At 36.0% G+C, this 24,300-nt stretch carries 16 protein-coding genes and 3 pseudogenes; 13 read left to right on the forward strand and 6 right to left on the reverse strand.

Annotation, left to right across the window (positions count from 1 at the left end; genetic code table 11):
* Position 1 precedes the first annotated feature (1 nt).
* Positions 2-652, forward strand: a complete 651-nt coding sequence (locus tag NSQ71_RS02980; protein WP_339192839.1) for an ABC-2 transporter permease — start codon at positions 2-4, stop codon at positions 650-652.
* Positions 653-887: 235 nt separating this feature from the next.
* Here NSQ71_RS02980 and NSQ71_RS02985 read toward each other — a convergent pair whose 3' ends face one another.
* From NSQ71_RS02985 to NSQ71_RS03000, 4 genes and pseudogenes are all read right to left on the reverse strand, one after another.
* On the reverse strand, positions 888-2,081 hold the full coding sequence (locus NSQ71_RS02985; protein WP_340732795.1) for an ISL3 family transposase: 1,194 nt from the start codon (positions 2,079-2,081) through the stop codon (positions 888-890).
* Between the two features lie 137 nt (positions 2,082-2,218).
* Entirely contained in the window at positions 2,219-3,823 is a 1,605-nt protein-coding gene (locus NSQ71_RS02990; RefSeq protein ID WP_340732797.1) for a PucR family transcriptional regulator, read from the reverse strand.
* Positions 3,824-4,227: 404 nt separating this feature from the next.
* Positions 4,228-4,821 (reverse strand): annotated as a pseudogene (locus NSQ71_RS02995) (beta-galactosidase trimerization domain-containing protein); the annotation flags it as partial.
* 153 nt (positions 4,822-4,974) lie between these two features.
* Positions 4,975-5,361 (reverse strand): annotated as a pseudogene (locus NSQ71_RS03000) (IS1634 family transposase); the annotation flags it as partial.
* A gap of 807 nt (positions 5,362-6,168) precedes the next feature.
* Between NSQ71_RS03000 and NSQ71_RS03005 the strand changes: the two are divergent.
* Both NSQ71_RS03005 and manA read left to right on the forward strand, forming a co-directional pair.
* Entirely contained in the window at positions 6,169-7,455 is a 1,287-nt protein-coding gene (locus NSQ71_RS03005; RefSeq protein WP_311066839.1) for a dicarboxylate/amino acid:cation symporter, read from the forward strand.
* Between the two features lie 185 nt (positions 7,456-7,640).
* Positions 7,641-8,591, forward strand: coding sequence for a mannose-6-phosphate isomerase, class I (gene manA, locus NSQ71_RS03010; protein WP_066247027.1), 951 nt, complete (start codon positions 7,641-7,643; stop codon positions 8,589-8,591).
* Between the two features lie 100 nt (positions 8,592-8,691).
* Here manA and NSQ71_RS03015 read toward each other — a convergent pair whose 3' ends face one another.
* Positions 8,692-9,552, reverse strand: coding sequence for an alpha/beta hydrolase (locus NSQ71_RS03015; RefSeq protein ID WP_339198678.1), 861 nt, complete (start codon positions 9,550-9,552; stop codon positions 8,692-8,694).
* A gap of 197 nt (positions 9,553-9,749) precedes the next feature.
* Between NSQ71_RS03015 and NSQ71_RS03020 the strand changes: the two genes are divergently transcribed.
* On the forward strand, positions 9,750-10,280 hold the full coding sequence (locus tag NSQ71_RS03020) for a competence protein ComK (protein WP_144597214.1): 531 nt from the start codon (positions 9,750-9,752) through the stop codon (positions 10,278-10,280).
* A gap of 100 nt (positions 10,281-10,380) precedes the next feature.
* Here NSQ71_RS03020 and tagU read toward each other — a convergent pair whose 3' ends face one another.
* Entirely contained in the window at positions 10,381-11,331 is a 951-nt protein-coding gene (gene tagU / locus NSQ71_RS03025; RefSeq protein WP_144597217.1) for a polyisoprenyl-teichoic acid--peptidoglycan teichoic acid transferase TagU, read from the reverse strand.
* A 193-nt stretch (positions 11,332-11,524) separates the two neighbouring features.
* Here tagU and NSQ71_RS03030 point away from each other — a divergent pair, with 193 nt between their 5' ends.
* From NSQ71_RS03030 to ltrA, 9 genes and pseudogenes are all read left to right on the forward strand, one after another.
* Positions 11,525-12,313, forward strand: a complete 789-nt coding sequence (locus NSQ71_RS03030) for an SGNH/GDSL hydrolase family protein (protein ID WP_340732801.1) — start codon at positions 11,525-11,527, stop codon at positions 12,311-12,313.
* A 726-nt stretch (positions 12,314-13,039) separates the two neighbouring features.
* Positions 13,040-14,191, forward strand: a complete 1,152-nt coding sequence (wecB, locus tag NSQ71_RS03035) for a non-hydrolyzing UDP-N-acetylglucosamine 2-epimerase (RefSeq protein ID WP_340732802.1) — start codon at positions 13,040-13,042, stop codon at positions 14,189-14,191.
* Between the two features lie 328 nt (positions 14,192-14,519).
* The gene (gene tagD / locus NSQ71_RS03040; protein WP_066246898.1) at positions 14,520-14,915 is read left to right on the forward strand and encodes a glycerol-3-phosphate cytidylyltransferase; all 396 of its coding nucleotides are present in this window, start codon (positions 14,520-14,522) and stop codon (positions 14,913-14,915) included.
* Positions 14,908-16,137, forward strand: coding sequence for a CDP-glycerol glycerophosphotransferase family protein (locus tag NSQ71_RS03045; RefSeq protein WP_340732803.1), 1,230 nt, complete (start codon positions 14,908-14,910; stop codon positions 16,135-16,137). Before tagD ends, NSQ71_RS03045 begins: the two co-directional genes overlap by 8 nt.
* A gap of 4 nt (positions 16,138-16,141) precedes the next feature.
* Positions 16,142-17,293, forward strand: a pseudogene (locus tag NSQ71_RS03050) (CDP-glycerol glycerophosphotransferase family protein); the annotation flags it as partial.
* Positions 17,294-17,495: 202 nt separating this feature from the next.
* A complete protein-coding gene (locus NSQ71_RS03055; protein WP_066246891.1) occupies positions 17,496-18,320 on the forward strand; it encodes an ABC transporter permease in 825 nt (274 codons plus the stop codon).
* 14 nt (positions 18,321-18,334) lie between these two features.
* Positions 18,335-19,132, forward strand: coding sequence for a teichoic acids export ABC transporter ATP-binding subunit TagH (tagH, locus tag NSQ71_RS03060; RefSeq protein WP_066247023.1), 798 nt, complete (start codon positions 18,335-18,337; stop codon positions 19,130-19,132).
* Between the two features lie 415 nt (positions 19,133-19,547).
* Positions 19,548-22,334: an N-acetylglucosaminidase gene (locus NSQ71_RS03065; RefSeq protein WP_340732804.1), complete on the forward strand. Its 2,787-nt coding sequence runs from the start codon at positions 19,548-19,550 to the stop codon at positions 22,332-22,334.
* A 604-nt stretch (positions 22,335-22,938) separates the two neighbouring features.
* The gene (gene ltrA, locus NSQ71_RS03070) at positions 22,939-24,198 is read left to right on the forward strand and encodes a group II intron reverse transcriptase/maturase (RefSeq protein WP_044898667.1); all 1,260 of its coding nucleotides are present in this window, start codon (positions 22,939-22,941) and stop codon (positions 24,196-24,198) included.
* The last annotated feature ends 102 nt before the right edge of the window (positions 24,199-24,300 follow it).

The raw sequence follows: 24,300 nt of genomic DNA on the forward strand, positions 1-24,300 counted from the left end.
ATTGTTGCTTCATCTCGTTAAAAAAGATTTAATTTTAGCAAAAAAGTATCTATTGGTTATGCTTATTTTTGCAATTGTAGCACCTATATTTAACAATTCAAAATTAGGATTAAGTAACGGCAGCTTTATAAGTTTTCTTACTACTGTTTTATTTGTGGAATATATTTTGTTTAATATGATTTCGTTTCAAGAGGATAAATATAAAGGGGCAGCCCTTCTTTGTACAACTCCATATACTCGAAATGGTGTTATTAAAGCAAAATACGTATTTATTCTCGTCATTTTTATTGCGTGCTTTCTTTTATATAATCTTGCTGCAGCAATTGGTGCATCATATGGGTTAACACGGTTAAGTATTTATAGTGTAGGAGTAGCTCTTCTTATTATTTCTATTTTTTTCGGTTTATTAATTCCTGTTCAAACTAAATTTGGGTATGAAAAAACAAAATATATCTTTTTTATTACGGTCTTTTTAACTCCATTTATACTGCCAACTATTATTGAATGGTATCAATCTATTGATATTAATATCAATTTTAACTTACCAATACCTCAATCTATAAAGGATTGGATACCTTTTGCTATAGCTGTTTTAATGGGATTAATTTCAATGATTATATCAATCCGAATCTATTCAAGGAAAAACTTATAATCATTTTTTGAGGTGAATATGAATGAAAATAATCATATTTTTATTTCGTCTCATCACCATATTCTGTGATGTTCACACAATTCCGGCAATAAGTTAGCGAGATTGATACTCAATCTAGAGTAGCTCCTTCGTCAGCTTGCAGACCACTAAGTGGGTAGAATGGAAGCGGTCAAGTGCTTTCCTTGACGGATTCCATTCTACCAACTACAATGCGGAAAGCTGATGAAGGGCATGGTTAAGCAACCTGATTTTTATAAGTTTTACCTGTACATTCCAAAAATACACGTAGCCGAAATCTTTCAAGGTTTCTGAAGCCAAAAGCACGTCTTTTGATGTTCTTACTCTTATGGTTTGTACCTTCAATCCGGCCATTCGTAAAAGGGGTAAGAAAATATTGTAAAATTTGTGCCTTCCAATTTTCTATCGTCTTGGCAACTTGATGAAATGAAGGAAATGGGCTGCTCCATGCGAGTTGAATCCATTCTTCTAAGAGTGAATCAGCTGTATCATAGTCATTCACTTGGTATATTTCTCTAAAGAGTTCTTTTAGAAAATAGGCATATGACAATTCTGAATGCTCTTTGAGCATCTCGTCTAATTGTTGTTTTTCATTAGCCGTTAACTTTTCAGAACCTTTCAAGAGTTTAAACCGTCCCTTTTTTAGTCCAGGAGTTTTCTTTCTAACTTGGTCAAGTGCATGTGTCACCTTTTGCACCACATGATATTTATCAATGACGATACAGGCCTCTGGGAATATAGATTTAACAGCTTTATGGAAGGGATCCCACATATCCATAACAACGGTATGAACGCATTTATCAGACAGAATCTTCTTGGCAAGTAAGATCTGAGTTGAACGATAACTCCGTTGATGTTCCATACCAAGCACACTCCCGGATTGGGTATCCATAAGAACTGTTTCATATCGGTGACCCTTTCGGACAGCGATCTCATCAAGGCTAAGGATTAATTCATTGTTTTCTAAAACACTTTCAAGAGTTTCTAAATGCTCCTTCTCTTTTTCTTTAGCAACGGAATAAAATATTCTTTCAACGGTTGTATAAGGTATTTTTTCCTTTCGACTCACTTCTTGGATAGTAGAGCCAATGCACATTTCGTACAGATATTCTCTGTACCGATTGGTCTGATGCTTATTAGGACGGATACATTCAAATGTTTGTGAAAATCCCTCATTACAGTTGTGACAACGGTATCTATACACTCTGACAAACAAGAAAAGGGGCTTACCTAATACGGACAAGTCACGAACCTTTCTTGTCCGCCAGTCATGGGCATGACTAGAAAAAAAACCGCAGTAAGAACAGCGTTCTTCTGTAGTATTTTTCTCAACATGTAACAAACTGCAATCTTCAAGAAACACTTGTTTAACAACTTCAAATTCTGGCAAATCTAGTGATACGGAAAACACTTTAGAACCTCCTGTTATGTTAAGTGACGCTAACATTATTGCCAGGAATTCGTGAGTGTTTTCCTTATTTTTTGGGTTAAATCACAAAATGTGGTGATGAATCAAAAAAGAGAGACGAACCATTTATTTCGCCTCTCTTAAGCTATTTTCATGATTTTTAAGCAAAATATTAAAATAAAACGATTTTCCGAATTGTTTAAATCTATATTTAGTAATTGTTCAATTTTTTTCAATCGATAGGTCATCGTACGCCGATGAATAAACAGAATTTCTGCCGACTTTGAAACATTGCCATTTTCCTGTAAATAAACTTCCAATGTTTTTAATAAATCATTCTTTTTATCTTCCAGCAATGGCGCCAAAAAGTTCAGTGCGTATTGTTTCGCAAACGGGTCATCAATTAAATTTAGTAAAAACTGATAAATTCCCATTTCATTATATGTGTAAACATATTCTCCCTTTTTTACATTCGAACCGACTTCGATGATTTTTGTAACAGATTGCACGACCGTATCGAGGTTGGCTCCTTTTCCAAAATAAGGACTAATCGAGACATATAATCCCCTTAAAGGATCCAATTTATTGTACGCCTCTATTTGGTTTTTCCACCGTTGGACCATTTCACTATAATTCTCTTCAATACCTGTTAGGAGCGCATAAAATTTTCTGTTTTTCATAAAGATAAACACTTGACTTTTATGAATTTGCAATTGCTCAATGAAATCCATTAACTTATTTCGAATTAAACCTTCATAGTCAATCAAAGACGGATTGGAATACGGGATGTTTAAACTGTCCGAATAAAAGTGAATAATGACATTATTCTTTTCGTTTGCCTGATCCAAATGGTCAAAACCCTTCAGAAACCCATTCATTTGTTCATAATCGTTTAGACGTTTTCTCTGATTATACAACTGTTCTTTCAATAATACATCTTTTAGCTTGTTCCCCACTTCTTCTAAATGATTTTGAAAGACAGGATCCGTGATTAAAGAATTGATACAGTGAATGTGGACAACGGCAAATACGCGGTTTTTATAAGTAAGCGGGATAATCATTTGCTTTCGATATCCTTCTATACTAAATAAAATATTTTTCGTGTGTGAAAATTTAGTTGTCCACTCCTCCAACATTTCATCATACCGCTGATAGGTTGGCAGTGAAAAAAGTGCCGTTGACTTTCTCCATCCATCGGATGTAAAGTTTTTTGCAGAATATAGAAGTCTTCCTTCGTTATCTTCTATATAAACGGATCCATTTAACATCTTTGATAGCACATCAAGCGCTTCTTGAACCGAATCGATTTCCATTGCTCCAAATTTTGACAAAGGATTTTCCGAACGACCCTGTCCAAAATACTTCTCTTTATATAAACATTCATAAAGTGGTGTTAACACGTTTATATAGGAAATGTTTTTAGGCAAAGAGATGATGGGAAAGTCATGTTGATTGGTAATGGCAATCATTTCTTCCGGAAGCGTATCAATAAATCTTCCGACTTTTATAACTAAACCAGCCGCCCCAATCGATATCAAATCCTTTACAACTTGAATTTGTTTATCCGGATCGTCTTTTATTGAATAAAAGGTTGTTAATACTAACATACCGGGAGTTGCCCAATTCAATACTTCCGGTACTTCCATGACTTCAACGGTTTCTATTTTCCGGAAAATCCCCTTTTCACCAGCAACGATCTTTCCTGAAGCTAATTCGCCAATTTTTAATGCATCTTTTACTTTCATCCCTTCATCGCCTCGAAAAAAAATTTGAAAAGGAAATATTTTTTGAACATTATATCACCAATTGAAAAAGATAGTAATACAAAATTGTTGAGAGTAAAGGAAATAGTTCGTATTTTCGTAAAAATTTTATAGTTAATGAGGTTGATTGTTCGTTTTATAGATTTGGAAATATAGGGCATATCTATAGGTCAACCCGTTATTCTCCTGAAAAAACCAATTACTCTATTCAAGTTTCTAAAGGATTGTCATTAACCGAATACGATAGCTTGTGAAACCGCTTTCAATAAACTGAACTTTAAAACTTTCATTATTATATAAAAAAGACATTGATTGTTGCCAACAGATTATAAAACTCTCATAAGCAGGAGGTTTTTCTCCCGCTCATGAGATTGTGTGCAAAACAGCTAATTCGTTCTCGTTTTTTCTACAATTTTTACCTCATATTTTTCTAAGGTCACTTCACCTATTAATTCCTTGCCGGTTATCATATCCTTGACCGTTGAATGAAACGTAACGGATTGTGCTTCCTCCGTAAAATTCATTACAAAGATATAGTCATTTTCATTGTCATGCCTTACTTGGACAGATACACCTTTGCCATGCTGAACAGGACAGGCGGGTTTTAGCGACAATTCCTCCATTAAATTATTATAAAAATCAGTCTGAAATTGTCGTTCTAATCTCGCACCTATGAAATAAGCTTTACCAGCTTGATATTGATGGCTGGTTATTGCGGGTGTATTGGCATAAAAATCTTGCAAATAAATTCCTTCACTCTTTGCAGTATATAATTCCAGGACTGTGGCATAATCCCTCAACTCATACTTTTTATCATGGTATAAAACGTAATTCCGGTCCTTTGGATAGAGGCTGTCTGTTTCAATCGGTTTCATCCCAAAAATTTCTTGTAAATTTTTAGGCCATCCACCTAAATAAAATGTCTCATCACCATATTCTGTGATGTTCACACAATTCCGGCAATAAGTTAGCGAGATTGATACTCAATCTAGAGTAGCTCCTTCGTCAGCTTGCAGACCACTAAGTGGGTAGAATGGAAGAGGTCAAGCGCTTTCCTTGACGGCTTCCATTCTAGCCACTACAATGCGGAAAGCTGATGAAGGGCATGGTTAAGCAACCTGATTTTTATAAGTTTTACCTAACACCATGGCAAAAATGGCTTCGTCATACTGAGAAGCAGCCTCGGAATCATCCATGATTTTACGTAATAGCCGACCAAGCCCTAACTTTTCCCATACCTTTCGGAACAGATAAACCGGCCCAAACTCTTTTGTCCAAAGCACGGAGACAGAAGAGGAAGAGCCTTGCCCGTGAATTCGGTCAAAGTAACGCTCTGAAAATTTGGCTAATCCCTCGATTATGTTATCGACAGAGCCATTCTCTAATAAATGTTCTAACCTCCCTAGATTACAAAGCGTTTGTTGCCGAACTTTATTGTCTACACGAAATGTACGACATATTTGTAGATATTGACGAACAGAACCATTTTTATTTTTTTGCTTATTAATTCGAATATACATAGCACTAATAGTATAACATATATTACATATTATTGGATATACAAAAGTTATCCACATAACACTACATAATGATTATATTTTCGATAAAAAAAGTGGATAACTATTGGTATAATCACCTTTAGTTATCCACATGTAGTGAAATGGTGTCAAACTTGAGTTATGGAATTTGAGAGAAAAAAAAGAGGTGTTATATTCGCCGCTCTCATCCATTTTTACGCATGATACACCACAAGAAATAGTCCAACGAGCATTCGGTGGAAAGATGTAAGATAAAGTACATGGACATCACAGCGGCTGAACTTTCTTTACAGGAATGGCTGAAATAAAACCTTTCAGCTTATCGGCAGTAACTATTTGAAACGAATGAATGATTCTAAGAAACTCGATCTCATGGTTTATCGCCCGTTGTGTTTTGATTTTTTTGGGGTTACAAATGGATAATCGGTTATGAAAATGGTCATCGTTGGAGTTACGATTGAAGCATGAGAGTCGTTGGGCAGTAGTTAACCAGCTCTGTTAAGGAAGGAGAACAAGCCGTTTACGTTTCTTTGGAGTGACAAGCTCGTTAGACTTTAAGCGGGAGTAGTTGAAAAGCAAAAATGAATCTATTAAGAGTTTCTGTTTCTGTTTCCCAGAATGACTAGGGAGGTGCTGATCCTTTCTCATTTTTGGCCATTCAAATTAATTTTGAGACCAAAAAGAACAAAAAGATTAATAAAACCATAATATTAAAACTTTTTGAACATTCTATTAACATAAATGTACGGACGTTTGAAAACGTTATCAAAGGGGAAAGGAGAGAGATAGATGCGAATAAACTTTAAAAACCTGACTGTACAAGTTATTATCGGTATCATTTTAGGGATTACAGTTGGATTTTTATTCCCTGAGTTCGGGGCGAAATTAAAGATTTTGGCAGATATTTTTATTAAACTAGTGAAAATGGTGATTGCACCAATTGTATTTTTCACCGTTGTCATCGGCATCGGATCGATGGGTGATCTGAAAAAAGTAGGCAGGATCGGCGGGAAAGCTCTGATCTATTTTGAAATTGTTACGACGATTGCTCTTGCTATCGGGATCTTTGTTGTAAACATTATGAAGCCAGGTGAGGGTTTTAACACCGATAGTGTGCAAGGAAGCGATATTTCTCAATATACGAAACAAGCAGAGGAAACAAGTCACGGTGCTTTAGACTTTATCATGAGCATTGTGCCAGAAAATGCAGTGGGAGCGCTCGCAAACGGAGAACTCTTGCCGATTTTATTCTTCGCAGTCCTTTTCGGATTAGCAGCGGCAAGACTAGGGGAAAAAGCAAAACCTGTTATGAATTTGTTTGAACAATTGACAAATATCTTTTTTGGCATCGTAAATATGGTTATGAAAATTTCACCGATTGCAGCTTTTGGTGCAATGGCCTATACAATCGGAAATTTCGGTCTGGGATCGCTTGTGTCTTTAGGAAAATTAATGGCCTCTGTCTACATGACGATGTTCTTATTTATCGTGATCGTGTTGGGACTGATCACAAAATTTTACGGGTTCAGCATTTTAAAATTTATCGCATATATAAAGGAAGAAATATTGCTTGTGTTAGGAACTTCCTCCTCTGAATCCGCATTGCCAAAATTGATGGAAAAGCTTGAGAAGTACGGATGTTCTAAGTCTGTTGTTGGTCTTGTTGTTCCGACTGGGTATTCTTTTAATCTTGATGGAACGTCGATTTATTTGTCAATGGCGGCTATCTTTATTGCACAGGCATATGGGATCGATTTAACCATTTGGCAAGAACTGACTCTACTTGGAATTTTAATGCTGACTTCAAAGGGCGCTGCTGGTGTGACTGGATCCGGATTTATTACATTAGCCGCTACTTTGGCTGCATTTCCAATGGTTCCGGTTGAAGGAATTGCACTTCTCATCGGTGTTGACCGATTTATGTCAGAAGCCCGTGCGATTACGAATTTAATTGGAAACGGTGTCGCAACAGTTGTTGTGTCAAAAATGGAAGGAGAGTTTCATCCGGAAAAAGCTTCTCAAGAAGAGCAGATTTCCAGTCAGGCGACTGGCACTGTATATGCTAACGAACAGTGATTCGAAAATTTGATAACAAATCAAAAAGAAAAGGATGTTGATAGAATTCGGCATCCTTTTCTGTTTTGATATTGAAGGTTTCTCTTCAGCGAGCTCTGTATAAAAAATGAAAAAAGGTGAAAAAATTTCAAGAACTGCTTAATATAAATAATGGGGAAATTATTGCAGAAAGGGAGTGGAACAAGGTGGTGCAGTCTCCAATTTTTTTAAAGCCTGTTTTTAAAGATCGAATTTGGGGTGGAACAAACCTTCGCACTCATTTTCATTACAAAATTCCAACGGAGACAACAGGAGAATGCTGGGCGATTTCTGCCCATCCGCATGGTCAAAGCATTGTAGCAGAAGGAAAGTTTAAAGGAAAAACATTGGGTGAATTATGGGACAACCATCGAGAATTGTTCGGCGGAATAAAAGGGGATCGATTTCCTCTCTTAACGAAAATTCTTGATGCAAACAACGATTTGTCCGTGCAAGTGCATCCAGATGATGAATATGCAAAAAAGCACGAAAATGGTGAATTAGGAAAAACGGAGTGCTGGTATATCATTGACTGCTCAGAAAATGCGGAAATCATTTACGGTCATCATGCCAAAACGAAAGAAGAGCTCGTATCCATGATTCAAAGCGGAAAATGGGATCAATTGCTGAGAAGAGTAAAAATAAAACCGGGCGACTTCTTTTATGTTCCGAGCGGCACCATCCACGCCATCTGCAAAGGAACGCTCATCCTTGAAACGCAGCAAAGTTCTGATACGACTTACAGAGTGTATGATTACGACCGTGTAGATGCAAACGGAAATAAAAGAGAATTGCATTTGAAACAAGCGATAGAGGTGGCGACTGTTCCTCATAAAGATTACACGATTGAACGTTCTGTGGAAGTAAAGGAAGGAGCAACGATTACCACATTTATCAAAAACGAATTTTTTTCAGTTTACAAATGGGAGATTGACGGCGAAGGGAAGTTTGTTCAAAATCATCCGTTCCTTCTTGCAAGCGTGATTGAGGGAGACGGGGAGCTTACTCATGATGGCCGTTCATACACACTAAAAAAAGGGGCTCATTTTATTTTGCCGAACCAAACAGGCGATTTCGCAATAAAAGGAAAATGTGTTCTCATTGTATCTCATGTATAAAACATTTATCCCGACTCTTCTTTCTCCTTTTAAAGGAGGGAGAAGAATCGGGGTTTTTATTGAAAAAAGGTCATTCGGTTGAAGAAATACTTTCCCCAACTCAATTGTACCCCCATAGAAATTCGCCGATATACTTGTCCACTTTCGGATGCTCATGAAGACCGCTGTGTGTGGCAAGTTTATCTTTAACAATGATTTCATGATAATTTTCTAACGGAACAATATTTCTAGCGCTGAGAGCGCTCTGGATGGAGACAACTCCATCACTGTCTTTATACTCGGGATTGATCCCTGCGATATTGAGAACTTTCGTTTTTTTAGAAAATTGATCCCGGTTGTTCAATATTTCTAGTAAAGCATGAGAATCTGGTTTTAAATCAATGATTGCTTTACCTGTATTTAGCTTATGGTAAGATTCCTGTTCTATTCCTTGAAACGGGCTGCCTATGACCACCATTTTGCGGACAATCGGGTAATCCTTCAAGTTGTTCGTGTCCTCGACATATTTTGTCGAAACGAGTCCTCCCATCGAATGAGCCACAATGTATAGCTCGTCTACCGAATAGTTTTCTTTTAATAAGCGCATTGCCTTTTTCAGAGAATTTGCCGTTTCCTCAATACTTGTGCGGTTTTCCTCAAAAACAATTTGTATAAAAGGATTTTTTAAGTTTTGTGGGATTGTTCCGGAAATATGGACAATGCCCATGCGATCAACTCGAATGACCATTGATTTTGTTCCCCAGCGGTAATCATATTCAAAACGATGTAGCATATGTTGGAACGAGCGCATTGTTCCTTTATAGCCATGGACAAAGATGGTCGGAATTTGAGGTTCAATGCTTGCAAAAGAGTCGTTTGAATCGACATGCTTCGAGCGCCACGTAATAAAAAAAACGCTTAAAAGAAAAAATGTAAATAAAAAAATTGATGCCATTCGCCCCATCATCGATTTTTTTCTCACGATAAGTTCACCTCGTAATGATAATATTATACTAATTTTTTGGTTTTATCATGGAATTTTTTTCTTTTTTTACAAAAAAAGTTTAGAAATTTACCAAATTTTCTTGAAATTCGTGTATAATATACATCGAAAGAACTAGTAAAAAAGTCTAATGTCATGCAAGGGTTGTCAAATAGTGAAGAAAAAGGGGTGAAAGAGTGGAGCAGGTCAAAAATTATATTTTAACTTGTGACACGCTAGCATTGCTTCCTTATTTTAATAAGTATGGAGAATGTTGGACAATTGTTATTGAGAAGTATGAAAAGTATCTTGTGAAAGAGAGGCCGAAAGACATTTTGGCAGAGAGCTGCAGCTATTACGGTGTGTCTCTTAAAGGCATCATAGACGCAGCTAAGAAAATTCTGCCGCACCAGCGTATGCTTCCTGTATGCATTCCTGTCCTCGATCTTTGTTTTTTCCCTACTAAATCAATGGAGCATTTAGACTGCCAATGGATTGCGCATTCGGCTATTCGACATGTCGTTTCAAAAGGAAAGCATTCAACAATCGTTTTAATCAATCATGAGAAAGTAGTAGTGGAGAAGCATATGAGTATCATTTACAACAAAATGAAAAGTGCGTCTCATATCAATGATACATATAAGAGAAGGATCAATGAGGGGAAGGAATACCATTCCTTTATTTTATATGAGAAGCCATCTTGTTATGATTGTAAACGAAAATCATAATGCTGCTGAATGATTCTAGGCTTGCGGGGATTTTTTATTATAGGGAATGGCGGCAGTTCTTATAAAAATGCGGTCGAATGGTGAACTGCCGCACTATTTTTTATTTTTCAGCGGTTTCCTTCTTTAATTCCAAATGTTTTTTCAGCTCGTTGGAAAGGGAAAGACGTTCATCTTCAGGCACAATATAGTAGTAAATGCCGTTAATTTTTTTTCCGCTCCCTTTTATTTGATGCTGAATGACATTTTTTCGGGCATCTTTGTAATTTTCTTGAATTGCCCACATTTCATCAAATGTAAGATTTGTTTTTACATTGTTTTCAATGACTTTAAACATTTCTCCAAATTTTGTAATGGATGTAATGCTTGCTCCCTTTTCAATAACCGCCTCAATAATTTGCCGCTGTCTTTCCTGGCGGCCGAAATCGCCCCTTGGATCATCATATCGCATTCTTGAATACGCAAGAGCTTTTTTGCCATCCAAGTGAATGGTTCCTTTTTCAAAATGGTAGCCCTCGTAAGTGAAATCTAAATCATTTTCAACCGTCACACCGCCGACTGCATCGACAATATCGCGAAAGCTTTCCATATTCACTTTGACAAAATAATCAACCGGCACATCTAAGAAATTTTCAACCGTTTTAATAGCCATTTCTGTTCCGCCGAAAGCGTAGGCGTGGTTAATTTTGTCTTGAATGCCTTTTCCGACAATTTCTGTTCTTGTATCGCGGGGAATGCTGACCATTTCCATTGACTGTTCTTTTGGATTGACTGTCATCAAAATGAGCGAATCAGACCGTCCTCGGTCTCCTTTTCTTTCATCAACACCCATCAGCAATATGGAAATAGGATCGCGATTTTTAAAGTTGACTTGCTGATCGCGTTTGTCTGATTTATCCCGCCCGATGTTTTCTTGAATGTTGGCAATGGTCGATTGTGCTTTGTTCCAAATGTAAAAGGCATAGGATCCCGTGGCAATAATGAAAACTCCAATGACTGATAACAAAATCCAGAGCCATTTCTTTCTCTTTTTTCTCTGTCTATCTGATCTCATAATTTCATCCCTCATTACTAAATTTATCTAATCTGATTATAAGTTTCCAATTCTATTAAGACAATATATTTGTGAGGAAAATATTTTCGTATACACTTGTCAACACCGCTTGAAAAAATGAATTGACAGCATGGAACGACAGGTCATTTTCCGCTATAATAAAGTGAGAAATTTGTCGTTTGGAGGATTATCTGTGAAAAAAAGGATTATTGTTAGTAATGTTGTCATTTTATGTATAGCATCAATTATTGTCGGTCATTTTTACTGGAAACAAAAAATTTCAAAACCGACAACTGCTTCTGTGGAATCGTCTGCAGAAAATATAAAGGAAGACAATAGTAAACAAAATGATACGCGAGAGGACTACGCCAAAAATTTACCGGAGGATGTTCAGAAAAAAATCAAAACAGCATTAAAAGAAGAGAAACAATTGAACTTTGTAATTTGGGGATCTGAATCAGTTCCTTCCGATCAAAATGGGTGGCCGGAAAAACTGAAAAAGGAGCTTCTTTCTGCATATGGAGATGAGCTCTTTAACATCTCGATTGTTTCCGATGCTGAGGAGACAACCCATAGTGTATTGAATAAAAAATTATATAAAAAAATTGCAGACAAAAAGCCTGACATTCTGCTTTTCGAACCGTTTATTTTGAATGATAACGGCGTTGTCGGCATTGACAATACTCTAAGCAACATTACGGACATCTTGCGGAAAATTCAAGAAGCAAATCCTGGCGTATCGATTATGCTGCAGCCTGCACACCCGCTCTTTGGTGCAAAATTTTATCCTAAGGAAGTAGATGCGCTCAAACAATATGCCGAAGAAAACCATTTTACATATTTAAACCATTGGGAAAATTGGCCGGATAAGGAAGACGAACAATTGAAGCAATACGTTACAGAAGACCGATCCAAACCGAGCGAAAAAGGGAATCAAGTATGGGCGGATTATTTAATTAAATATTTTGTCGCTGCGGATTAATGATAAATTTTTTCGGAAGGAAGTATATAATATAACATTTTCCGGGAAATAGTGATTTTGTCGATTTTTTTGTTGAGAATGGTAGCTTAGACAAAGATCAACGTCAAGGCAAAACGCTGTCATTTTTTAATTGTTGTTTCCATAGTGTTGCTAGCTGTCGGTTCATAATATATGAAACAATAGTGAGGATTGTGCTAAATAAAAAAAGCTTCATCCCTGTCTACTGTCGATTTAGGCACATTTTTTTTTGCGGCAACTAAGACATAGTCAAAAGAAATACTGCGAATTGCGATTGTTGACAAGCATTCCATAGGAAGCTGGCTGCCTTTGAATTCTTATCGGCATATGCAGAGAAAAACGAGAGGTTGGAGAACGTTTTTAAATTTGTATAGAAAAATATAGGATTTGCTCCAAATTGTGCGACAGATCCTAAGCTTCGCCAATGAGTCGAAAGGGTCGACTTTATGAATCAAATTTATGAATCAAAACATTTATCGGCAGCGAGATGTTCGCTATTCTGCTAGAGCATCACCGACTAACTTGGTTACCCTGAGGCAATTGTATCCTTTATTCTAAGCCGAGATGAACTAAAGGAGGACTTTTTGGAATATTCGATTAGAAAACGGAAATATTAGGTAAAAAATAAGGGGAATCTCAAGAAATTTACAAATCAGTTTTATTAAAAATGTTAAGATATATTATGTTCGAAAAAAATTTGTGAAGGTGATGTTCTTGAAAAAAATTAAAGTAATGACGATTTTTGGAACTAGACCTGAAGCAATAAAAATGTCTCCGTTAGTGCTGGAACTCAAAAAACATACAGACAAAATCGAGTCATTTGTAACCGTTACGGCACAACATCGCCAAATGCTTGATCAAGTATTGGATGTTTTCGGTATCGTTCCGGATTATGATTTGAATATTATGAGGGATCGGCAAACGTTAGTTGATATTACGACAAGAGGATTAGAAGGCTTAGATGGCATAATGAAAAAAGTAAAGCCTGACATTGTTCTTGTTCATGGAGATACCACGACAACATTTATTGCTAGTTTAGCTGCGTTTTATAACCAGATTGCCGTTGGCCATGTGGAGGCGGGGCTTCGCACTAATAATAAATTTTCTCCATTTCCAGAGGAAATGAACCGCCAATTAACAGGAATTTTGGCGGATTTGCATTTCGCTCCCACTAAGAAAGCATTTGAAAATTTAATAAAAGAGAATAAGCCGAAAGATTCGATTTTTATAACAGGCAATACGGCAATAGATGCTTTAAAAACAACAGTAACAGATGATTATCACCACGAAATTTTTGATAAAATTGGAAATGACCGAATGATACTGCTTACTGCACACCGACGCGAAAATTTAGGGCATCCGATGAGAAGTATGTTCCGGGCCATTAAAAGATTAGTAAAAGAATTTGCTGATATCCAGGTTGTTTACCCTGTTCACCTTAATCCGGCTGTTCGCGAGGTAGCAGTTGAAATTCTCGGAAATGACAGCAGGATTCATTTAATTGAACCACTGGGAGTTTTGGACTTTCACAATTTTGCCGCCCGTTCCCATATTATCCTGACAGACTCCGGCGGCGTGCAGGAAGAGGCTCCGTCTTTAGGCGTACCTGTTTTAGTTCTCCGCGATACAACTGAACGACCAGAAGGAATTGAAGCAGGAACCTTGAAGCTTGCCGGTACTGATGAAGAACAAATATATCAATTAGCTAAACAACTGCTTACAGACGAAAAGGTATACCAGAAAATGTCGCAAGCATCCAATCCTTACGGAGACGGCAAGGCATCAGAACGAATTGTAAAGGGGATTCTGTATTATTTTGGTTTTGAAGATATAAAGCCGAATTCATTTGAAATTATATAACAACAAATTTTTCAAAAAGGGTAAATTCCTGCAGGAAGACTTTTTTCAATGGATAGCATCTCGTCTATGTTAAAATATTAGTTTGAAATTAAATTTGTTAAGGCTTATAATGGATGATGTGCAAAAAATGAAAGGCCTTTTATTTTGATTTGACAGTTCATTTGTAATGTAAAAATTAAATTTGATAAATGTTGTATTAAAAAGTTATAATAATGTAAATTAAATGTAAATCCTTTGTGGATTTTTTTGTTTATTATGATAATATAACAGAATTATATAAATATGAATGGTTCTTTGGATACTTTCCTTAAAATTAGGAGGGATAAGGGTGAAGAAAGTTATTACTTATGGAACATTTGATTTGCTGCATTGGGGTCATATCAATCTATTAAAAAGAGCGAAAGAACTTGGGGATTATTTAATTGTCGGTCTTTCAACAGATGAGTTTAATGAGCAAAAAATGAAAAAATCTTATCATTCATATGAAAATAGAAAATTAATCCTTGAGTCAATTCGATATGTCGATGAAGTTATTCCTGAAGAATCTTGGGATCAAAAAGTTCGTGACATCCAAGAACATGATGTGGATATTTTTGTAATGGGCGATGACTGGGAAGGACATTTTGATTTTTTGAAAGATTACTGCCAAGTAATATATTTACCAAGAACAATTGGCATTTCGACAACAAAAATTAAAAAGGACTTAATGATAAAAAATGGTTAGGGAATTAGCTATATGGCTTTACTTGATTATTTTTAAAACATTTTTTCAAATTTTTAGCCTTTTCCCACTGAAAGATAAAGCGGCATTTGTTGTTTCGTTTGGCGATAATTCTTTATATGTTTATAGGGCTTTACGGAAACAAAATGTGAATATAGAAGTAATCTTTTTAGCAAAACAAAAAACTGATTTTTTAAAAGAAGTCGATGAACCTGTTTTATCTTTTGAAACGGCGAATGTCATAGACATGATTCAATCGATTTACCATCTCGCTACTTCAAAATATATATTTATTGACAACTACTACGGTTTCCTATCGGCTGTTTCGTTTAAAAAAGAAGTTCAATGCATCCAACTATGGCATGCTGTAGGAGCCTTAAAACAGTTCGGTTTAAAAGATTTATCTATTAAAAAGCGATCAAAAAGGGCTCAAAAAAGATTTTTAAAAGTGTATGAAAAATTTCATAAAGTTGTTGTCGGTTCGAATGAGATGGCCAAAATATTTATGGAGTCGTTTAATCTCACCTCTGATCGGATTTTAAAAACAGGGGTTCCGCGTACCGACCTTTTTTTTGACTTAAAAAGCAAAAAAAAGATTCGAGACCATTGGTTTTCTCGTTTTCCGATAATGAAAAATAAAAAAGTAATCTTATATGCTCCGACATATCGAGATAACTTAATAGAAAATTTTCGGATTCAGTTAGATTTCAAAAAAATGTACGATGCTTTATGCGATGAATATATTATCATCATAAAATTGCATCCTGCAGTTCGCAAGCAGGCAAAAAATTTAGAATCAACCTATAACGGTTTTGTCTATGATTTGTCTGAATATGACAATATCAATGAATTGCTAATTATTACAGATATATTAATTACTGATTATTCTTCGGTGCCTTTTGAGTTTTCATTACTTCAACGGCCTATGCTGTTCTTTGTTTATGATTTTGATCAATATAGCCATACAAGGGGGATTATAGAAAATTATCAAAAAGAAGTTCCGGGGCCGATAGTCTATAACACGGATGAAATTATTCAGCATATTAAGAAAGGTGACTATAATATTGAAAGCATTGTTGAATTTTCGAAAAAATGGAATCAATATTCGGACGGAAAATCTAGTGAAAGGTTAGTTAGGGAACTGTTTCAATCGGATTATTTTATGTATAAGGGTGTAAGTTATGAATCAAAAATTCATGGGATTGGTAAAGAAATTCAAGGTTAAGTCATTGGTGGTAAAGCTGTACAAATTGATCTTTATGATCCTTTCCCAACTTCCCGTAAAAAAAAATCTCATTGTTTTTGAAAGCTACTTAGGAAAACAATATAGCTGCAATCCCAGGGCGATCTATGAGTATTTGCAGAAGCATCATCCGGAATTCAAAATGGTTTGGAGTGTACAGAAAGGGTATACAGATGTTTTTGTAGAAAAAAAAGTGCCTTATCTTAAACGTTTTTCTCTAAAATGGTTGATTGCAATGGCTAGGGCGGAATATTGGGTTTTCAACACCCGGCTTCCGCTTTGGATTCCGAAGCCCAAGCATACGATATACTTACAAACTTGGCATGGCACACCGTTGAAAAAGCTGGCAAATGATATGGAGGAAGTCCATATGCCAGGAACGAATACTGAAAAATATAAGCGAAATTTCACCAATGCAGCAAAACGATGGGATTACTTAATTTCACCTAATCAATATTCAACCGAAATATTTGCACGGGCTTTTAAATTTGAAAAAACAATTTTAGAAACAGGATATCCAAGGAATGATTTTTTGTATACACATAACACAAAGCAAATAATTGATCAATTAAAGAAAAAACTGGATATTCCAGTAAAGAAAAAAGTGATTCTCTACGCTCCTACATGGCGCGACGATCAGTTTTACCAAGTTGGAAAATATAAATTTGATTTAGCTCTTGATTTAGGAAAACTGAAGGAGCAATTAAAGGATGATTATGTCATTCTGTTAAGAATGCATTATTTAATTGCAGAAAACCTTGATTTAAGTAATTTTGAGGGATTTGCATATGATGTATCCGATTATGAAGATATTCGTGATTTGTATTTAATTTCAGATCTCCTCATCACTGATTATTCATCCGTATTTTTCGATTATGCTAATTTAAAACGGCCGATCATCTTTTTTGTATATGATATCGATAGTTATCGGGATAAACTTCGCGGTTTCTATTTTGATATTGAAAAAGAAGCACCTGGACCGTTGGCATATACTACAGATGAGGTACTGCAACAAATTTCTTATTTTGAACGCAATAATTTTGAAGTTTCGCATTCATTTGAAATGTTCTATAATAAATTTTGTTATTTGGAAGACGGTGAAGCTTCCAAAAGGGTTGTGGAAAGTGTGTTTTTTTAATGATTTAAAACCTTGTGAAGGGATTAACTACTATAAAATAAAAAGGCCGATCATTTTTTGATAATGAATAGAAAGTAGTAAAATTAAAATAGTATCAAGGTGAGGGTTATTAGCCTTGATTGTTTTTCAGCTTTATATTGAGTATAATTCTAACAGTAGTCAAAAAAGTTGAATACTTATAGCTATTGAAAGGAATTTCTTCATGAAATCTGCTATAACCGTTATAAAAGAGCAAATAAATCATTTTTATTTAATTAGAAGACTTTCGTTATATGAATTAAAAAGCAAAAACAAAAATAATTACTTAGGAATGGCATGGGAAGTCATTAATCCATTAATTCAAATATTAATTTATTGGTTTGTATTTGGTAGCATCCAAAAAAGAGCTGATATTCAAGTAATACCTGGGATGGATGTTCCTTTTATTGCATGGTTAATGGGTGGATTTATTCTTTGGACCTTCTTTTATCAATCGACAATACAAGGTTCAAAATCGATTTACACTCGATTAGCCATGTTATCTAAAATGAACTTTCCGATGAGTGCAATCCCTAGTTTTGTTATATTTTCTCAATTCTATGTCCATTTATTCATGTTAATAATAGTTTTAATATTGCTCCAATTCATGGGATACTTTATAAATGTTTATTATTTACAGCTCATTTATTTTATGTTTGCTACTATTTGTTTATTATTTGCTGTATCTTTAATTATGTCTACATTGTCAACTATCATTCGGGACGTTCATATGTTCTTAAATGCGACATTACGAATGTTTCTCTATTTGTCGCCAGTTTTATGGCCAATTTCAGCTGTTTTAGATAATGCTACAATCATAACAATTTTGAAATTAAATCCTTTATACTATTTAATTGAAGGATATCGTTCTGCTTTCTTTGGAACTGAGTGGTATTTCATAACGAATTGGCAATATACACTTTATTTTTGGGGACTGGTCATAGTATTGTTCTTATTTGGTTCAATGCTACACATGAAATTTAGAAGACATTTTATCGATTACTTATAAAGGCTTGTGGTATGATGGAGAAGGCAATAATAGTTAAAAACGTAACAAAAAAATATAAATTATATAACGGAATGAAAGAAAGAATTTTAGACCTAATTACGCCTAAATCCTATGGTGAGGACTTTTATGCTTTGAGAAATGTAAGTTTTGAAGTTGAAAAAGGGGATGTTGTTGGGTTTCTAGGAATAAATGGTTCGGGAAAATCGACTTTATCAAATATCATTGCAGGCATTGTTCCTGAAACATCCGGTATTGTTCAAGTCAATGGCGATGCTGCTTTGATTGCTGTGTCAGCTGGTTTAAAAGGTGAGTTAACAGGAAGAGATAATATTGAACTAAAGTGTTTAATGCTTGGATTTAGCAAAGAAGAGATCAAGCGAATGGAACCGGATATAATCGAATTTTCTGAGCTAGGGAAATTTATTGATCAACCGGTAAAATCTTATTCAAGTGGAATGAAGTCACGTTTGGGTTTTGCTATCTCTGTAAATATAAATCCGGACATATTAATTATAGATGAAGCGTTATCTGTCGGAGACAAGGCGTTTGCTGAAAAAAGTTTTGAAAAAATGAAAGAATTTAAAAAACAAGGGAAAACGATGATTTTTGTCAGCCATTCGATCGGACAAATGAAACAGTTCTGTGATAAGATTTTGTGGCTTGAATTCGGAATGGTAAAAGACTTTGGCGAGGTGAACGAGGTTATCCCTAAATACGAAGATTTCATAAATAAATGGAAGAAAATGTCTAACGAAGAAAGAGAACATTACAAAAATGAAGCATATAAAAAACATCAAAAATGTGCAAATTAATTTAAAAACGGGGAGTGATGATTTATAAACACTTCCCGTTTTTTTATCAGTTCAAAATATTACATTACAGTTTAACACCTTTATTCTCTAGCATTCACACTAATTTCGTTTCTGAAAAATTGCAATTGTATATTTAAGAGAATAAAGTGAACAATTGAATACATTCCGATTTTAGTAAATTTATAGAGAGTTGCAACGGCATATATATGCCTTGTCAATATGTTTTGTTTTATTTTAGAAGAAGGCATAATTCTCAACGACACACATATTTTTCTGTAAAAGAAATAACATGTATGGTTATGTTTTACTTTAATTATTATATTTAGTAAAAATTCAATTTAAATCATAAGATATTATGTTATAATAATAAAGACTTTTAGCGCAATGTTGTTATTTTGATGGAAGGGAGGAAACAATGAGAAAGTTATCAATTTCATGTATTGTTTTATTGATTTTGTCTAGCTTTTCTTCGGCAGTTTTTGCGGATCAAAGCTTAGCAAATCAAAATAATGCTTCCATTAATAATGAAAGTGAGCAAGATGTAAATTCCATGGAACAGGAAGCGATTAATGAAGGGGAACAGGATTTAAAATCTCCAGATCAGGATATAAATTCTGAAAACGAATCAGCTTCAAATAATGAAAGTATTCTAGATGAAAGTCAACAAAACATAAGATCAGAACAAACAAATAATATTGACGAAAATATTGTTGAAAAATCTAATAACATTGATAGTCATGCTGTGAAAAATGAGGAAAATGAAGAGCAGCAAGAAAAAGATGAGACAGTGAAAGAGACAGTAGAAAACAAATCATCTATTAAAATGGGTTCCTTTTCTATTAGTCAAACTGCAGATTCAAATGTTGTAAATGAAACTGCAACTAGCAAACTAGGACACATAAAAACAAGATCAGTAAAAATTTATAAGAATTTAAATGATTTTACTCAATCATTTGAAGCTGGGGAAGAGTATACAAATCGGGTTTACTACATAAAAAAACAAGCCTCTGTTAATGGAGAACAATTTTATTTGCTAAGTTTAAGAGCTAGTAGTACCATTGGTGTTGTTGGTTGGGCAAAAGCAAGTGATATATCATCCCATGATCATAAGACAATAGACAGCAGAAGCAAATTGCTTTATATCAAAGGAACAGGCAGTGCTTATAGCAAGGCTTGGGGTGGAAAGAAAGATTTAGTTTATGAGGATCTTTCACAATTTAAAAATCAGAAGTTTCAAGTAGACCTAACTGAAACAGTTGGCAACAATGTATGGTATAGAGGATGGCTAAATGGGGAAAAGGTATTTATACATTCAAGCTATGTGAGTTTGGAATCGGTAAAAGAGAGTGCAACAAGCAAGCTAGGGCATATACGGACACGAGAAGTAAAAATTTACAAAACATTAGGAGACCCATCGACAGCTTTTACATCAGGTGCGGAATATACCAACCGAGTATACTATATTAAAAAGCAAGCGACCTATAATGGAGATTTATTTTATTTGTTAAGTTTAAACCCAAGCAGCACATCAGGAGTAGTTGGCTGGGTAAAAGCCAAAGACATGGCAGTGAACAGCCACAAAACAGTGGATAAACAAGCAAAAACCTATTATCTAAAAGGAACCGGCAGTGCTTATCGGAAAGCATGGGGTGGAAAGAAAGATTTAGTTTATGAAAATCTATCCCAATATAAAAATCAGGTCTTCCGCGTTCACTTGACGGAAAATGTAGGAAAAAATGTTTGGTACCGCGGGACATTAAATGGAAAAACAGTATTTATCCATTCAAGCTATGTGGCAAAAGCCCAAGTAACAGCTACCAGCAAGCTAGGACATATTCGGACACGACAAGTGAAAATTTACAAAACATTAGGAGACCCATCGACAGCTTTTACATCTGGTGCGGAGTATACCAATCAAGTGTACTATATAAAAAAACAAGCAGCGGTGAATGGCCAACTCTATTATTTGCTCAGCCTTCAACCAAGCAGTACATCAGGGTTAGTTGGATGGGTTAAAGAAGAGGATATGTCAGTGCGTACGCACAAAACAGTCGATAAAAAATCAAAAGTGTTTTACATTAAAGGAACCGGCAGTGCCTATAATAAAGCCTGGGGCGGAAAGAAAAATTTAGTCTATGAAGATTTATCTCAGTATGAAACAAATCTTTTTAGAGTTCATTTGACTGAAAAGGTAGGCAATAATACTTGGTATAGAGGAACGCTAGATGGAAAAACCGTTTGGATCCATAGTTCTTTTTTAAATACAACGTTGTATAAAAATTACAATATTACCCTCGATGAGATGGTTAATATTCAAATGAAGGCCAATCCAGTAACAGATAAGTACGGTAAAACTTATAAACTGTGGATTAGAGAAGATGCCTTTGAAAAAATTTATACAAAAAACGGCCAAAAGTATGGACATGTTAAAGCAGATGCAAATTGGAGAATTAGAAGAGGTCCAAGTACGAGTTATCCTGAATACGAGAAAGTAAGAAATGTAGATCTTCCTATTTATGGTAGCGCTAAAAGTGAGGATAATGACGGTAAGATTTGGTACCATGTGAAAAACACTAGATGGGGACTTGCCAGCAAAGCTGATGTAAAATATTATTTGGATCCAAACAATTTCACAAACGATCTTCGGGGATTGTTGCAGTTTTTGAAACTGTCTGCTAGTGCTAATCTTAATGCGGCAGAGATTAATAATAAAATTTTATATAATAAAGGGATTTTAAAAGGCAAAGCAAGTTCTTTTATAGAAGCTGGCCAAAAATACGGAATAAATGAAATTTATTTAATCTCCCATGCACTGCTGGAGACAGGAAATGGGACATCTGCTCTTGCAAATGGTATAAAATACAACGGAAAAACTGTGTATAATATGTATGGAATAGGTGCTTATGATAATTGCGCAGTAGAATGCGGTGTTAAAAGAGCATATGATGAAGGATGGTTTACACCTGAAAAAGCTATTGTTGAAGGTGCTAAGTTTATAGCTGAGGATTATATTTACGATGGAAGAGACACTTTATATAAAATGCGCTGGGATCCTGATTATGCTGCCGCAAACAAAAGATACGGAAAACAGTATGCAACAGATATCGGTTGGGCATATAAACAAACAGCTAATATGTATAATATGTATAAATTACTTGATTCATATACATTGGTTCTTGAAATACCGGAGTATAAAAAATAAGTGATAAAAAAAGCTATTCAAAAGTATTTCCTTTTGAATAGCTTTTTTAGTGTGCGCCCGGCATGGGTGTAATCTATAGGGTGAAAGTCCCGAGCTGCGAAGGCAGAAGTAGCAGTTAGCTTAACGCAAGGGTGTCCGTGGCGACGCGGAATCTGAAGGAAGCGAGCGGCAAACTTTGGGTCTCTCGGAACACGAACTTCATATGAGGCTAGGTATCACTGGGTGAGTTTGCACAACAAAACAAAGCCCTTTCTGCCGAAGGTGATACAGAGTAAATGAAGCAGATGGATGGAAGGAAAGATTACACTCTTACCCGGGGAGGTCTGGCTGGCACGCCAAGTAACCTTGGTAACCTATCTAGTGATAGATAGCTGAACAGTCAGAAGTCAGCAGAAGTCATAGTACTCTTTCAAGCTCGAGATGGAAGAGGAAGGACTGAACAATTAAGGAGAACGAATCGCTAGGCGTTCATCTTCTGTGTGGAAGCAGACAATCCGATAGGACTTACTTGAAGGAGGAAGTGGTGAATCCCACGGGGGACTTCAAGAGGGTGGAGCAGAAGATGGCACAAATAGAAGAATTCGTTCACGTGGAGAGGATATCAATGTTGATGGAAATGATTTTGTCACGGGAAAATCTCCTGGCGGCACTGAAACGAGTCGAACAGAATAAAGGAAGTCACGGAGTAGATGGCATGTCCGTAAAAGACCTACGAAAACACCTCTACGAAAATTGGGACTCCATTCGACAGTCGTTGAGAGAAGGAACCTACAAGCCCTTACCCGTCCGTCGAGTCGAAATCCCGAAACCGAACGGTGGAGTAAGGCTTCTAGGGATCCCTACCGTGACGGATCGTTTCATCCAACAAGCGATTGCCCAAGTGTTGACGAAAATTTTTGATCCGACCTTCTCGAACCATAGCTATGGTTTTCGCCCAGGCAGAAGGGGACATGATGCGGTTAGGGAAGCAAAGGGTTATATCAAAGAAGGATATCGTTGGGTAGTCGATATAGACCTAGAGAAATTCTTTGACAAGGTGAATCACGACAAACTGATGGGGATCTTGGCGAAAACGATCAAAGATCAAATTCTACTGAAGGTAATTCGCCGGTATCTTCAATCAGGCGTGATGATCAATGGAGTGGTAATGGAAACGGACATGGGAACGCCTCAAGGCGGCCCGCTTAGTCCACTTTTATCAAACGTCATGCTTCATGAATTGGATAAGGAGCTTGAGAAACGTGGACATAAGTTTGTTCGGTATGCGGATGACTGTAACATCTATGTGAAAACAAAGAAAGCAGGAATTCGTGTCATGAATTCCATTACGAACTTTATCGAGAAGGAGTTAAAGCTCAAGGTAAATAAAGAGAAATCGGCGGTAGACCGTCCTTGGAAACGGAAGTTTCTCGGTTTCAGCTTCACACTCAATAAGACTCCAAAGGTACGAATTGCGAACGAAAGTGTGAAACGTTTGAAGAACAAGATCCGTGAAATTACATCAAGGTCGAAACCGTATCCAATGGAGAAAAGGATTGAGAAACTGAACAAGTATTTAATGGGATGGTGCGGATATTTTGCCTTGGCAGAAACACCAAGTAAGTTCAAAGAATTTGATGAATGGATTAGACGAAGGCTTCGAATGTGTTTGTGGAAAGAATGGAAAACCCCGAAAACAAGAATTCGGAAACTCAGAGGATTAGGGGTTCCAAGCCATAAAGCATTCGAATGGGGCAATACACGCAAGAAATATTGGCGGATTGCCTGCAGTCCCATTCTACACAAAACCCTCGACAACTCCTATTGGAAGCGTCGAGGGTTAAGAAGTCTATTCGAAAGATATCAAGCACTACGTCATACTTAATTGAACCGCCGTATACCGAACGGTACGTACGGTGGTGTGAGAGGTCGGGGGTTAGTCACCCCCTCCTACTCGATTCTTTATTTTTGGGAAAATTGGCCGATA

It is taken from the genome of Aeribacillus sp. FSL M8-0235, assembly GCF_038000355.1.
GTDB classification, from domain to species: Bacteria; Bacillota; Bacilli; order Bacillales; family Aeribacillaceae; genus Aeribacillus; species Aeribacillus composti.

Bases quoted from the DNA above. Each gene is read 5' to 3' on its own strand.
- NSQ71_RS02990 (WP_340732797.1), bottom strand. From the start codon at position 3,823: ATGAAAGTAAAAGATGCATTAAAAATTGGCGAATTAGCTTCAGGAAAG.
- NSQ71_RS03005 (WP_311066839.1), top strand. From the start codon at position 6,169: ATGCGAATAAACTTTAAAAACCTGACTGTACAAGTTATTATCGGTATC.
- tagU (WP_144597217.1), bottom strand. From the start codon at position 11,331: ATGAGATCAGATAGACAGAGAAAAAAGAGAAAGAAATGGCTCTGGATT.
- wecB (WP_340732802.1), top strand. From the start codon at position 13,040: ATGTTCTTGAAAAAAATTAAAGTAATGACGATTTTTGGAACTAGACCT.
- NSQ71_RS03045 (WP_340732803.1), top strand. From the start codon at position 14,908: ATGGTTAGGGAATTAGCTATATGGCTTTACTTGATTATTTTTAAAACA.
- NSQ71_RS03055 (WP_066246891.1), top strand. From the start codon at position 17,496: ATGAAATCTGCTATAACCGTTATAAAAGAGCAAATAAATCATTTTTAT.
- tagH (WP_066247023.1), top strand. From the start codon at position 18,335: ATGGAGAAGGCAATAATAGTTAAAAACGTAACAAAAAAATATAAATTA.
- NSQ71_RS03065 (WP_340732804.1), top strand. From the start codon at position 19,548: ATGAGAAAGTTATCAATTTCATGTATTGTTTTATTGATTTTGTCTAGC.
- ltrA (WP_044898667.1), top strand. From the start codon at position 22,939: ATGTTGATGGAAATGATTTTGTCACGGGAAAATCTCCTGGCGGCACTG.